This window comes from Serratia sp. TSA_198.1 (assembly GCF_052686505.1).
The window spans coordinates 1,811,212-1,824,218 of record NZ_JBQZFP010000001.1 but is presented as its reverse complement, the minus strand read 5'-3'; the positions used below and the strand labels follow the sequence as shown (position 1 = coordinate 1,824,218).

The 13,007-nt window shown below is 59.5% G+C and carries 15 protein-coding genes; 11 read left to right on the top strand and 4 right to left on the bottom strand.

What is annotated here, in order from left to right; translation table 11 throughout:
• The first annotated feature begins 114 nt into the window (after positions 1 to 114).
• The 3 genes from ACUTSW_RS08685 (at position 115) to ACUTSW_RS08675 (ending at position 2,307) form a co-directional block, all read left to right on the top strand.
• Positions 115 to 303: a DUF1127 domain-containing protein gene (locus ACUTSW_RS08685; RefSeq protein ID WP_445584174.1), complete on the top strand. Its 189-nt coding sequence runs from the start codon at positions 115 to 117 to the stop codon at positions 301 to 303.
• 12 nt (positions 304 to 315) lie between these two features.
• Positions 316 to 939 (top strand): glutathione S-transferase family protein, encoded by a 624-nt coding sequence (locus ACUTSW_RS08680; RefSeq protein ID WP_445584173.1) that lies wholly within the window; start codon positions 316 to 318, stop codon positions 937 to 939.
• 237 nt (positions 940 to 1,176) lie between these two features.
• Positions 1,177 to 2,307 (top strand): Gfo/Idh/MocA family protein, encoded by a 1,131-nt coding sequence (locus ACUTSW_RS08675; RefSeq protein ID WP_445584172.1) that lies wholly within the window; start codon positions 1,177 to 1,179, stop codon positions 2,305 to 2,307.
• 224 nt (positions 2,308 to 2,531) lie between these two features.
• Here the strand turns inward: ACUTSW_RS08675 and ACUTSW_RS08670 are convergent, their stop codons facing one another.
• Both ACUTSW_RS08670 and ACUTSW_RS08665 read right to left on the bottom strand, forming a co-directional pair.
• Positions 2,532 to 3,077, bottom strand: coding sequence for an antibiotic biosynthesis monooxygenase (locus tag ACUTSW_RS08670; RefSeq protein ID WP_445584171.1), 546 nt, complete (start codon positions 3,075 to 3,077; stop codon positions 2,532 to 2,534).
• 44 nt (positions 3,078 to 3,121) lie between these two features.
• Positions 3,122 to 3,766, bottom strand: a complete 645-nt coding sequence (locus ACUTSW_RS08665) for an isochorismatase family protein (protein WP_445584170.1) — start codon at positions 3,764 to 3,766, stop codon at positions 3,122 to 3,124.
• Between the two features lie 140 nt (positions 3,767 to 3,906).
• Between ACUTSW_RS08665 and ACUTSW_RS08660 the strand changes: the two genes are divergently transcribed.
• Positions 3,907 to 4,815, top strand: coding sequence for a LysR family transcriptional regulator (locus ACUTSW_RS08660; protein WP_445584169.1), 909 nt, complete (start codon positions 3,907 to 3,909; stop codon positions 4,813 to 4,815).
• A gap of 63 nt (positions 4,816 to 4,878) precedes the next feature.
• Here ACUTSW_RS08660 and ACUTSW_RS08655 read toward each other — a convergent pair whose 3' ends face one another.
• A complete protein-coding gene (locus tag ACUTSW_RS08655) occupies positions 4,879 to 5,667 on the bottom strand; it encodes a PhzF family phenazine biosynthesis protein (RefSeq protein ID WP_445584168.1) in 789 nt (262 codons plus the stop codon).
• A gap of 231 nt (positions 5,668 to 5,898) precedes the next feature.
• Here ACUTSW_RS08655 and ACUTSW_RS08650 point away from each other — a divergent pair, with 231 nt between their 5' ends.
• The 7 genes from ACUTSW_RS08650 to ACUTSW_RS08620 all read left to right on the top strand — a co-directional run bounded on the left by ACUTSW_RS08650 (position 5,899) and on the right by ACUTSW_RS08620 (position 12,220).
• The gene (locus ACUTSW_RS08650; RefSeq protein WP_004942150.1) at positions 5,899 to 6,375 is read left to right on the top strand and encodes an OsmC family protein; all 477 of its coding nucleotides are present in this window, start codon (positions 5,899 to 5,901) and stop codon (positions 6,373 to 6,375) included.
• Between the two features lie 88 nt (positions 6,376 to 6,463).
• The gene (locus ACUTSW_RS08645) at positions 6,464 to 7,531 is read left to right on the top strand and encodes a fatty acid desaturase (RefSeq protein WP_445584167.1); all 1,068 of its coding nucleotides are present in this window, start codon (positions 6,464 to 6,466) and stop codon (positions 7,529 to 7,531) included.
• 29 nt (positions 7,532 to 7,560) lie between these two features.
• Positions 7,561 to 8,493, top strand: a complete 933-nt coding sequence (gene osmF / locus ACUTSW_RS08640; RefSeq protein ID WP_004942154.1) for a glycine betaine ABC transporter substrate-binding protein OsmF — start codon at positions 7,561 to 7,563, stop codon at positions 8,491 to 8,493.
• Positions 8,494 to 8,566: 73 nt separating this feature from the next.
• Positions 8,567 to 9,727, top strand: a complete 1,161-nt coding sequence (locus tag ACUTSW_RS08635; protein ID WP_445584166.1) for an ABC transporter permease — start codon at positions 8,567 to 8,569, stop codon at positions 9,725 to 9,727.
• On the top strand, positions 9,724 to 10,659 hold the full coding sequence (locus tag ACUTSW_RS08630) for an ABC transporter ATP-binding protein (RefSeq protein WP_063201557.1): 936 nt from the start codon (positions 9,724 to 9,726) through the stop codon (positions 10,657 to 10,659). Before ACUTSW_RS08635 ends, ACUTSW_RS08630 begins: the two co-directional genes overlap by 4 nt.
• Entirely contained in the window at positions 10,656 to 11,432 is a 777-nt protein-coding gene (locus ACUTSW_RS08625; RefSeq protein WP_062870118.1) for an ABC transporter permease, read from the top strand. Before ACUTSW_RS08630 ends, ACUTSW_RS08625 begins: the two co-directional genes overlap by 4 nt.
• Before the next feature lie 5 nt (positions 11,433 to 11,437).
• Entirely contained in the window at positions 11,438 to 12,220 is a 783-nt protein-coding gene (locus ACUTSW_RS08620) for a phosphate/phosphite/phosphonate ABC transporter substrate-binding protein (RefSeq protein ID WP_445584165.1), read from the top strand.
• 28 nt (positions 12,221 to 12,248) lie between these two features.
• On the opposite strand, the gene ACUTSW_RS08615 is transcribed toward ACUTSW_RS08620, so the two are convergent.
• On the bottom strand, positions 12,249 to 12,980 hold the full coding sequence (locus ACUTSW_RS08615) for an SDR family oxidoreductase (protein ID WP_445584164.1): 732 nt from the start codon (positions 12,978 to 12,980) through the stop codon (positions 12,249 to 12,251).
• Positions 12,981 to 13,007: the final 27 nt, after the last annotated feature.

Sequence of the window (13,007 nt, the reverse complement as noted above, 5' to 3'; positions counted from 1 at the left end):
ATTCAGATACGCAGAGACAGCTTTTGTATGGAAAAAATACCGCCGTCTTGAATCTGTACCGCTTTACCCCCGCGCCGCATCATGAACGTCGAGGCTAAACCGAAGGAGAACGTAATGATGACCCTGTTTGCAGATGGCACGCCGGCGCGGAGCCGGTTACTCTTTTTCCGTTGGCGTTTGTACCTGCAACGCCACCGTACGCGTAAATCGCTGTTGCTGCTGGACGATGCGCAGTTGGCGGATGTCGGTCTGACGCGCGCCGATGCGCGGCGGGAAGGGCGCAAACCTTTTTGGCTGGAATAATAAGGGAACGGCATGCTGAAGTTATTGGGTAAGGCGTCATCGATTAACGTGCGCAAGGTGCTGTGGACCTGCCATGAACTGGATGTGGCATTGCAGCGGGAGGATTGGGGCAGCGGTTTTCGCTCCACCCAGGAAGCGGCGTTTTTGGCGCTGAATCCCAACGGGCTGGTGCCGGTACTGATCGACGGCGAGCGGGTGCTGTGGGAATCCAATACGATTTGCCGCTACCTGGTGGGCCGCGAAGGGCGCGACGACCTGTTGCCGCTGGAGCCGGGGGCGCGGGCCGGGGTCGAGATGTGGATGGACTGGCAGGCTACCGATCTGAACAACGCCTGGCGTTATGTGTTCATGTCGCGGGTGCGCCAGGATGCCGCTTATCAGGATCAGGCCCGATTGGCGGACGCCGAAAGGGAGTGGAACCGGCTGATGGGCATACTGGAGCAGCACCTGGCGCAGGGCCAGGCTTATATGGCCGGTGCGGCTTTTAGCCTGGCGGATGTGGTGATAGGGCTGTCGTTGAACCGCTGGTTGATGACGCCGTTCTCGCGCCCGGATTACCCGGGGCTGAATGCGTATCTGCAACGGCTTAAGCAACGGCCGGGGTTCTTGCTGTATGGCGCCAACGGTTTGCCGTGATATGAAATAAAATATCCATTTTATTCGTGCGTTCTTCACTGCCGGGTGCAGCGTAACGCGATCATCGCGCCGTTGCATCATGGCCTGCAGGGTTTCATGAACGGCATCACGGATATGAGTTTTATTTTTCTCCTGACTTGTTATTGAAATTTATATTCCATATAACTTTGTATCAGATGGCGCGTTTCATTAAGCGGCGCGCCGGTCATATTATGGATATCGGCAGGGGAGAAGGTGATGAAACAGGTACGCGTTGGGTTAATCGGCACCGGCTACATTGGGCGGTGCCACGCTATTGCTTATGCGCAGGCGGCCACGGTATTTCCACTGAAAGGCGAACTGGTGCTGGAAATGCTGGCGGAAGTGACGCCGGAGTTGGCGCAACAGCGCGCCGCCGAATTTGGTTTCTCACGCTCTACTGGCGACTGGCGGCAGTTGGTGACGGATCCGGCTATTGATGTGGTGGATATCTGCGCGCCAAACTTCCTGCACAAGGAGATGGCGCTGGAGGCGATCCGCCACGGCAAGCATGTTTATTCCGAAAAACCGCTGGCGCTGGACGCCAACGATGCCGCCGAAATGGTGCAGGCCGCCCGCGCCAAAGGGGTTAAAACGCTGGTGGGTTTCAACTACATGAAGAATCCGACCAGCCAACTGGCGCGCGAAATTATCGCCAACGGCGAGATTGGCGAGGTGGTGCATTTCTACGGCACCCACAATGAGGACTATCTCGCCGATCCGCGCACCCCGATAGACTGGCACTGCCGCAAGGCCAGCGCCGGATTGGGCGCGCTGGGGGATCTGGCGGCGCACATCGTCAACATGGCGCATTACCTGGTGGGCGATATCGTGGCGGTCTCCGGCGACATGCAGACCATCATCAAACGGCGGCCGGATGCCAAAGACCCGGCGGTGATGCACGACGTGGAAAACGAAGATCAGGCCAGTGCGCTGGTGCGTTTTGCCGGCGGCGCCATGGGCACTATCGAAACCTCGCGCATTGCCTGCGGGCGCAAGATGGGGCTGACCTATGTGGTGACCGGCACCAAAGGCACGCTCAGCTACACCCAGGAGCGGATGGCGGAACTGAAGCTGTATCGTCATGACGAACCGGCAGAGCGGCAGGGCTTCAAAACGCTGCTGGTGGGGCCGAAGCACCCGGACTACGCGGCATTTTGCATCAGCGCCGGGCACGGCATCGGTTTTAACGATCAGAAAACGGTGGAGATCCGCGATCTGGTCAACGGCATTGCCGCCGGTGACCGCATGTGGCCGGATTTCGAGGAAGGCTGGAAAGTGTCCTGCGTGCTGGATGCGATAGCCGCCTCCGCCGAGCAGCGCCGCTGGCTCGATATCAATCGCGACTAGGCGGCGGGTTATGGCGCACTCAGGCTGAAAGCGCCATAGTTTAGGATGTTAATCAGCTACCAACTTCATAAGCTGCCAGCTTAATAAGCTGTTAAGTTGGTGGCTTGATATGATTAAAACGCCAGGTATGAACAACCGAACGCGCCCCAAGCCGCCGGCGGCGTAATCCCCCCCTCAATGTCAATCCGGGCTAATGCCTATTCGCTGCTCTCTTGCCGGACGGCCTAATGGCGGATGAGCCATTGATGAAAGACGCGGGTCGCGATCGGCATCCAGAGGAAAACCACCAGGGCGACCACGGTAGCGTCATTGAGAAAATGGCCGGGCAACGTTCCCCCCAATTGCGGCAGCAGCTTGCCCCAGAACCAGGGCACCAGATTGGTGGAGGGGAAGATCACCAGCAGGGTGATCAAAAACTGTTTCCACTTGGCGGGTGGCCGTGTCGTGGCGCTCGGCGGTGTGAACCAGAATTCCGCGCCGGGGCGAATATCTACGTGGTCGTCTTCCAGCAACAGCGGCGTCACTTCTTCGATGTATTTCTTGCGCAGCGGCGAGTTGTTCCACTGGTTCAAATTGTCGATGTTGTCGAAACGCACCAATATCGTATAGACCTGCTCGCTGCCGGTCGGGCGGATCACGTTAACGCCCAGGTGGCCGGCGAAGCCGGCGGCTTCCGGCATAATGCGTTTCAGCCAAGCCTCGTAGGCCTGCTCTTGACCCGGTGCCAGACGATGAGTGATCACTAACGTGACGTGCTGCTGATGAACCATTAAGTCGACTCCAAAAAAGACCCCGGCGCGGCCGGGGCGGGCAATTATTTCATCACTCGCAGCGGTGTAAGGGGCGTCAGAGGGGCAGCGTCGTCAACGCCCATGCCGTAAGTGCCGCCGTGCTCACGCACCAGCGTCATCACCGCGTCGTATGTTTCTTTGTGCGCCCAGTTACGTTGATATTCCAACAGTACCTGCTGCCAGGTCACCGGGGTGGCACCGGCCTGGACCATGGGGTCGATAGCGCGATCATGCACATTGACCACACTGCCGCCGGAAGTGTCGGTCACCACATAAACTTCGTAACCGGCTTCCAGTGCCATCAATGCCGGACAGGTCAGAGAGACCTCGTTCCACAGCGCGGAAATCACCAGCTTCTTGCGGCCGATGGCCTCGACGGCCCTGACAAAAGCGGCATCTTCCCAGACATTCATCGTGGTGCGCTTAACGGGGGCGATCTCAGGGCGAACCGCCAGCAGTTCCGGCCAAATAGCGCCGCTGAAACGCTCGGTTTCGACCGCGCTGAACAGCGTCGGAACGTTAAAGATCTTGCCGGCTTTGGCTAAACCGACAACGTTGTTTTTCAGTAGCCGACGATCAATATTAGCCTCGCCAAAGGTCATCTGCGGCTGGTGGTCGATAAAAATCAGCGCGGAGTTATCTTTATCAAGTAATTGAAATTCAGACATGATTTACTTTCCCAATCCTACTGCGAATTAACCGCTGTAATGCAAAGCCGATAAAATGCAGGGTAGACAGGGGCCAATTTCAAAGATAGCGCAGAATTTTTGCCATCTTGTTGAGTTTTTTTATACACGGGGGGAATGCGGTGAGACTAAACCTGGAAGCGTTACTGATTTTGGATGCGTTGGATCGACACGGCTCTTTCGCCGCGGCGGCTTCGGCGCTGTTCAAAACGCCCTCGGCGCTGAGCTATATGGTGCAAAAACTGGAGAGTGACCTCGAGGTTACCCTGCTCGACCGTTCCGGCCACCGGGCGAAATTCACCGATACCGGCAAACTGATGCTGGAAAAGGGCCGGGTGCTGCTGCGGGCGGCGCAGGATCTGGAACAGCAGGCGCGCTATGTGGAAAACGGTTGGGAAAGCGAGATCACGCTGGGCATTGACGCATCCTTCCCGTTCGAACGGCTGTTGCCGCTGATTGAAGAGTTTTATCAGCGCCATCATCATACCCGCCTGACCTTTAGTCATGAGGTGCTGGCCGGTTCCTGGGAATCGCTGGTTTATGGCTGCGCGGACATTATCATCGGCGCTATTTGTGAACCGCCGTCGCGCGTTGGCTATGCTTTCAGTCAATTGGGCCGGCTGGATTACGTGTTTGCCGTGGCACCGCAGCACCCGCTGGCGGCGCTGGCAGAGCCCTTGCAGAAGGCCGATATCCGGCAGCACCGGGCCGTGGTGGTACGGGATACCTCGCGGGTGAACGCACCGCAGAACCTCAATATCCTCGAGGAGCAAGACCAACTGACGGTCTTTGGCTTCGACGCCAAACTGCGGGCGCAGCTTAGCGGCCTTGGCTGCGGTTATCTACCGCGCTACCTGGCCGAGCCTTACCTTAAAAGCGGCGAATTGGTGGCAAAGACCGTCGAAGCGGAACGTTGCAGCGATGTCGCCTATTTTGGCTGGCGTGAAAGCGCCACCGGCCTGGCGGCGAAATGGTGGCGCGAACGGTTGCAGCAGTATGCCGATGCCGGGGATGCGTACCCCGCAGAGTGAAATCGAGTACGCCTTATTGCCCGCAGATACTCGGCTTTGCCGAGGGTGAGGTTTGCACCGGCGTTAGTCAGGCAGGTTGATTTCCGCTTTCATAAAGGTGACGGCCTGGCCCTCGATCGTGACTCTGGGTTCCTTTAATTCGCACACCAAATGGCCTCCCCGTACGGAGGCCTGATAGGCAGAAAGTTGGGTCTTGCCGAGGCGGGCGGCCCAGAAGGGAACCAAGGTGGCATGTATCGACCCCGTGACCGGATCTTCAGGAATACCGGCACCGGGGACAAAATAGCGCGACACGAAATCATAGTCTTTGCCTTCTGCCGTGATCACCACGCCGACCGGCCCGAGTTCCGCCAGCTTATTGAGGTCGGGTTGGTAACCTCTGACCGCCTCTTCGTCTGCCAATACCACGAAAATATTCTCGAAACTGCGGAAGTGGCTGACGGCCAACTCACTGAACAGCGGGGCGATAGCGGCCGGAAGCTGGGAGAGAGGTTCCGGGGGAATACAGGGTAAATCCAGCAGATAGCCGTTTTCCATTACGTTCACTTTCAACTGGCCGACGCGGGCTGAAAACGACAATGTCCCTGCGATACCGTATTCCGTTACCAGTATATGCGCAGCGGCCAGCGTAGCATGGCCGCAGAAATCGACTTCCAGGGTCGGCGTAAACCATCGGAGATCCCAACCTTCCTTGCCGGGTTTAACAAAAGCCGTTTCCGCAAGATTGTTTTCTGCGGCGATGGCCTGCATGAGGCTATCCGACAACCAATCATCAAGAACCAGCACCGCAGCAGGATTGCCGCCGAACACCCGTTCAGAAAAGGCGTCAACCTGGTACATTTTGTGGAGCATCGGTCATCCTCTCATTATGTTTTTTGGGTCATTATATTGTAATTTTACGCTCATCATCAGAGATGATAAGGGATGGTACGTGCATAAAAAATGCGGCGATCGTGAGAAAGCGTCGCTATCGTGCTGCCGGATAAAAACGTCGCTTGCCCCTTGGCCTTTTTCCACCAATAGTTGTCGCGGGTCTTTCTTTGATTAGCGTTTTTTGATGCATGGCAAAAGGAAAATCGGGTAATGAAAGGTGAACATCAGTACGACGTGGAAGTGAACTGGGAAGGCAATCTGGGCGCCGGTACGCCGGATTACAAATCTTACGGCCGCGATCATCGCATCAGCGCCGCGGGCAAGGCGGATATTGCCGGTTCCGCCGACCCGGCCTTTCGCGGCGACGCCGCCCGCTGGAACCCGGAGGATCTGCTGGTGGCGTCAGTCAGCGCCTGCCACAAACTTTGGTATCTGCACCTGTGCGCCACGTCGGGGATTTCGGTGCTGGCCTATCAGGACAACGCCGTCGGCATCATGCGAGAAGACGCCCAGCGCGGCGGGTTTTTTACTTCGGTTACGCTACGCCCGCGGGTAACGGTGCGGGACGGCGACGATCTGCAACTGGCGCAACAACTGCATGAAAAAGCGCACCACCTGTGCTTTATCGCCAACTCGGTCAATTTCCCTATTGAATGTCAGCCGCAGGCCGTTTACGCAAATAGCTGATTTTTAACTTTGCTTTACCGCTTTCGTTATTTTGAGCGCCACAGCGGCTCGCAGATACTGAGGAAAATTTCCTACAGCGAGCCGCAGCATGTCCTCAACCCAACGCCACAGCCACTATCTGCATTCTGCCCAGCGCAACTGGATCCGGCAGCTTAACCGGCGCTGGTACTGGCGGCTGGAGCTGCCGACCTGGGGCATTATGGCTGCGGTCTACGGCGGTTGGTTTGGCGTGGTGCAGTACTGGCAGACGCTGGGGCCGTGGCTTGGCACACCGCTGCTGATCCTGCTGACCACCTGGTATATGTCGCTGCAACATGAACTTATCCACGGCCACCCAACGCGCTGGCCGCGAGTCAATCAGCTGTTTGGCCTGTTGCCGCTGGCGGTCTGGTATCCCTACGGTCTGTATCGCGATTCGCATATTCAGCACCACCGCAACGAACACCTGACCGATCCGCATGAAGATCCCGAAAGCTATTATTTCAGCCAGGCCCAATGGCGGCGTTTCCCACGGCTGTTTCCGCTGTTGGCGAAGGTACGCAATACGCTGGTCGGGCGCATTGCGCTTGGCCCGGCGCTGGATATTGCCGCTACGTTGGTCAACGCACTGAAGGCTATCGTCGCCGGCGAACTGCGCACGCTGGCGATGTGGCTGGTGCACCTGCTGCTGTTGGTGGCGGTGCTGGGTTGGCTGCAACGGCAGGGCATTGGCGCGGCGTTCTACCTGTTGGCCGTCAGTTACCCGGCGCTGGCGCTGACCAAGGTGAGATCGTTTTTTGAGCATCGCGCCGTTGAAGCTCCGCAGGCACGTTCTATTATTAATGAGGCGGCGTGGCCGTGGCGGCTGCTGTTTCTCAATCTGAACTATCATTTAGTTCACCATGATCTGCCCGGCTTGCCGTGGTACGGTTTACGGGAAGTGTATCTGGCGGAGCGCGGCGCGTACCGGCAGCGCAGCCAGGGATTTGTGGTGCAGGGCTATGGCCAATGGATGAGTGACTACGCGTTTACCCCGGTTGCCGTTGAGGTTCACCCTTTCAGCGGCGGTGAAACGCCGGCGGTGCACCAGCGCGAATATGACGCCTGGCCGGCAGAGACATTGATTGCGCGATGGAAGCGCGTTTCTCAGGATTTTCCAATCGATCTGGCCAAATAGCCGGAAAACACATTACAAGAGGAAAAAGTATGGCTATCACTCCATCACGTGGACGTTTCTTTGCTCTGGCGTTGACCTTGCTCGCCGCGAGCGTCGGCGTGGCGCAGGCGGCCGATACGGTGCGCGTCGGGTCTAAAATCGACACCGAAGGTTCGCTGCTCGGCAACATCATCGTGCAGGTGCTGGAATCCAACGGCATCAAAACCACCAACAAATTGCAGCTCGGCACCACCAAGGTGCTGCGCGGGGCGATCACCTCCGGCGAGATTGACGTCTACCCGGAATACACCGGCAACGGCGCATTTTTCTTCTCCGATGAAAAAGATCCGGCGTGGAAAAACGCTCAGGCCGGTTTCGAGAAGGTGAAGAAGCTCGATTATGACAAGAACAAAATCGTCTGGCTGGCGGCATCGCCGGCCAACAACACCTGGACCATCGCCATCCGTCAGGACGTGGCGGACGCCAACCACCTGAAAACCCTGGCCGACCTGAGCAAGTGGATCAACGGCGGCGGCAAGTTCAAGCTGGCGGCTTCGGCGGAGTTTATCGAGCGCCCGGATGCTTTGCCGGCGTTCCAAAATGCCTACGGCTTTAAACTGAATCAGGATCAACTGCTGTCGTTGGCCGGCGGCGATACCGCCGTGACCATCAAGGCGGCGGCGGAGCAAACCTCCGGCGTGAATGCGGCGATGGCCTACGGCACCGACGGCCCGGTGGCGGCGCTGGGGCTGCAAACGCTGGAAGATCCAAAAGGGGTGCAGCCGATTTACGCGCCGGCGCCGATTATTCGCGAGGCGGCGCTGAAACAGCACGCCAATATCGCCGAACTGCTGCAGCCGGTATTTGCCTCTCTGGATGGCCCGACGCTGCAGAAACTCAACGCGCAGATCGCGGTAGAAGGCCAGGATGCCAAACAGGTTGCGGCCGCTTATCTGAAAGAGAAAGGATTTGTTAAGGGATAATGCCGATATTCCCCCTCTCCCCTTGGGAGAGGGGCGGGATACGGCCCACCAGACATGGAGCCGGAGAGTTTCTTTGATTATTGCCGTAAAAAACCGCGTTTTACTGACATTGCTTATCCTGTTGCTGCTGGCCGCATTTGGCCTGCCGTTTCTCAGTTATGCCCCCAATCGCCTGCTGTCGGGCAAGCCCATTTCCCTGATCTCCCTGCTGCATGGCCCGGCGTTGTGGCTGTTGGCACCGATGCTGGTGCTGGCGGCGCTCAGCCTGTTGGCGCCGAGCAGGCGCAACGCATTGCTCACCGCACTGGCCGCTTCGGCGTTGCTGACGCTGGCCTTCTGGCTGAGCGGCCATGCCGCGCAACAACTGGCGCAGGAAGGCTCCAAACTGGCGCGTACCTCCTGGGGCAGCGGTTGCTGGTTGATGTTGGCGCTGAGCCTGCTGATGGCCGCGGACGCCATGACCCGTCTTGCTGCCTCGCACCTGTGGCGTATCCTCGGCAATCTGCTGGTGGTGCTGCCTGCGTTAGCGTTGCTGTTTGGGCATCAGTTGGATCAGCTTTCGTTGCTGAAGGAGTACTACAACCGGCAGGACGTATTCGACGCCGCGCTGTTGCAGCACCTGACCATTCTGCTGGCGACGCTGGTGCCGGCGCTGCTGATTGGCGTGCCGCTCGGGGTGCTGTGTTTTCGTTCCCGTCGCTGGCAAACGCCGATCTTCTCGACCCTGAACATTATCCAGACCGTGCCCTCGATTGCGCTGTTTGGTCTGCTGATAGCGCCATTGGCCGGATTGGCGACGGCGGTACCCTGGCTGGCGGAGCACGGCGTGAGCGGTATCGGCATGGCGCCGGCGATCGTTGCGCTGGTGCTGTACGCCCTGTTGCCGCTGGTGCGCAGCGTGGTAGCCGGGCTGCAAAGCGTGCCGGCCAGCGTGATCGAGTCTGCCCGCGGCATGGGCCTGACGCGCGGGCAGATTTTCTTGCGCGTGCAGTTGCCGCTGGCGTTACCGCTGTTTCTGACCGGCGTGCGCATTCTGGCGGTGCAAACCGTCGGCATGGCGGTGGTGGCGGCGCTGATCGGTGCCGGGGGGTTTGGTGCCATCGTCTTCCAGGGTCTGCTCAGCAGCGCGCTGGATTTGGTGCTGCTGGGGGTGATCCCGGTGATCGTGATGGCGGTAATCGTCGATTCGCTGTTTAAATTTATGGTTTCATTATTGGAAGTGTCACGCCGATGATTCACTTTAACCAGGTCAGCAAGATTTTTCAGGGTAAGCCGGCGGTGGACGACCTTACGCTGCAGATTGCCGAGGGCGAGTTTGCCGTACTGATCGGCACCTCGGGTTCCGGTAAATCCACGACGTTAAAAATGATCAACCGGCTGATCGAGCACGATCAGGGCAAGATTTATTTTGCCGGCGAGGAGATCCAGAAATTCAAACCGCAGGATCTGCGCCGTCGGATGGGCTATGCCATCCAGTCGATTGGCCTGTTCCCGCACTGGACGGTGGAGGAGAACATCGCCACCGTGCCGCAACTGCTGAAATGGCCGCGGGCGCGCATCCGTGACCGGGTGACCGAACTGCTGGAGCTGTTGCACCTGGAGCCGGATCTGTTCCGCCGCCGCTACCCGCACCAGCTTTCCGGCGGGCAGCAGCAGCGGGTTGGAGTAGCGCGGGCGCTGGCCGCCGACCCCGAGGTGCTGCTGATGGATGAGCCTTTCGGTGCGCTGGATCCGGTGACGCGGGCGGCGCTGCAAACGGAGATTGCGCGCATTCATCATCTTTCCGGGCGCACCATAGTGCTGGTGACGCACGACATCGACGAAGCGCTGGCGCTGGCGGACCGCATCGTATTGCTCGATCAGGGGCGTATTGTGCAGCAGGGTACGCCGCTGGAACTGCTGACCGCGCCGGCCAACGATTTTGTCCGCGATTTCTTCGGCCGCAGCGATCGCGGCATCAAGCTGCTGTCGCTGGGAACGGTAGCGGAGCGCGTGCGTCCCGGCAGTGCCGACGGTGAGCCGATCGCTGCCGCCATGAGCCTGCGGGAAGCCCTGTCGGTGTTTGTGGCGCGCGGCAGCGAACGTTTACCGGTGGTGGGTGAACAGGGCGAAGCGCTCGGCGTGCTGCATTTCAACGATCTGATTAGCCAAAAGGCGCTGTCATGAGTGCGCAGCGTTTCACGCGCTGGCTGCGCGATCCGCTGCCCTGGACCTTTGCTTTGCTGCTGGCGCTGGTGTTTGGCATGAATCATTTGCACGGGCTGTTCGCCGCCTGGTTCCCCGATCTGGACCGGCCGGTCTATCAGCAAGACAGCTTTATCTCGCTGGTGTGGGCGCATCTGTTGCTGGTGGCGGTTTCCAGCCTGATCGCCGTGGCGATTGGCGTGGCGGCCGGGATCGGCGTGACCCGCCGGGCCGGCAAGGAGTTCCGCTCGCTGGTGGAAACCCTGGTGGCGGTCGGTCAGACCTTCCCGCCGGTGGCGGTGCTGGCGGTTGCCGTGCCGGTGATGGGCTTTAGCGAGCAGCCGGCGATTATTGCCCTGGTGCTGTACGGCCTGCTGCCCATCTTGCAGGGGACGCTGGCGGGGATCGAATCGGTGCCCAGCGCCACGCGCGAGATTGCGCAGGGGGTGGGGATGAACGCCAGGCAGATCCTGTGGCGCGTCGAGCTGCCGCTGGCGGCGCCGGTGATTGTCGCCGGTATCCGCACGTCGGTCATCATTAACATCGGCACGGCGGCGATCGCCTCCACCGTCGGCACCAAAACGCTGGGTTCGCCGATCATCATCGGCCTGAGCGGTTTCAATACCGCCTATGTGATCCAGGGCGCAGCGGTGGTGGCCTTGCTGGCGATCATCACCGATATGCTGTTTGAGCGCTGGGTGCGCTATCTCACCGCCTGGCGTCAGCAGACGCCGGCGGATCCTTCTGTGGGGTAAGGGACATGAAGCAGGTATCTTTGCCGATGTACGGCGTTACGCATCAACCGGCCGAGGCCTTTTGGCAGGTGCTGCGCGAAAAACTTCAAGATTTGGGGCTGGCGGATCTGCCGCCGCAACTGAGTTGGCCGCAGGATTTGGCGCGGCACTGGCAGCAGGACGATGTCTTGCTCAGCCAGACCTGCGGTTATCCGCTGGTCAGCAGCCTGCCGCAGGTACAACTGGTCGGCACTTATCACTATCGCGTCGAGGGTTGTGAGGGGCCGGAGTACAGTAGCTGGTTGGTGGTCCGCGATGATGAGCCGGGCGAAAGTCTGGCGGATTTTCGCGGCCGGGTAGCGGCCTATAACAGCACCGATTCGCAGTCTGGCCATAACAGCCTGCGCGCCCTGATCGCGCCTTTGGCGCAAGACGGAAAATTCTTCCGCGCCGCCATTGCCTCCGGCGCGCATTATCAATCGCTCAAACTGATCCAAAACCGCGAAGCGGACATTGCGGCCATTGACTGCGTCAGCCTGGAATTGCTCAAACGGGCGCAACCGCAGGCGCTGGCGGGGGTGAAAATTATTGGCCGGACGGCCGTCGTTCCAGGGTTGCCGCTGATTACCTCAGCGCATACGCCGCCGGAACAACTGGAAATATTGCGCGCCGGAGCGAAGGCGATGGTGGGGGAAGCGGTGAGCGACAGCCTGCTGATCGGCGATTTCACGCTGGTCCCCCGTTCGGCGTACCAAAAAATCACCGCACTGGAACGACAGGCCGCCGCGCTGGGGGTGACGGCGTTGTAGGCTTTCCCCCAGGCGGCGCTTGCCAAACTTACAGCAGGCCACCGCCGTCGATATCAATCACGCTGCCGGTGATAAAGCCGTTTTCCATTGCCAGCAGATACCCTGCCGCCACGTCCGCCGCCTGGCCGACGCGCCCGACCGGCAGCCCGGCGCCGATTTTGGCGAACATCGCCTGACGCTGTTCGGCACCTAGGGCATCGTAGGCTTCGGTGACGGTAACGCCGGGGCTGACCACGTTGACCCGTCGCGGCGCCAGCTCTTTCGCCAACTGTTTGCCCATCGCCTCCAGCGCCGCATTGATGCCGGTTTTAATCAACTGCCCGCTGAGGTATTTGCGCGACAGCTGGCCGGAGGTCAGGGTGATAGAGCCTTGCGGTGACAAGGTGGGCAGCGCAGCCTGAATGGCGCGTAATGCACCCCACAGTTTGACGTCAAAATTGGCCTGTGCCTCGTCAAAATCCGTATCCGCCAGCAGTTTGGCCTGGACGACCGGCCCGGCGGTGAACACCAGATGATCGAACTCGCCGACCTCGGCGAACAGCGCACGCAACGAACTTTCGTCGGTGACGTCCGCCAGCATTACCCGCAGGTTGCCGCCGTCGGCGGGCTGGTAGTGTTGCATGCACCCGGAACGGCGTGAGGCCAGCACTACGCTGGCACCGTTTGCCACGGCGGCGTAAGCGACCGCCGCGCCGATACCGCTGTTACCGCCAAGGATCACCAGCTTTTGCCGGTTCAGGGAAGAAGAAGAGATGGTCATGATAGCGCCTCGATTGCCATGAATGTC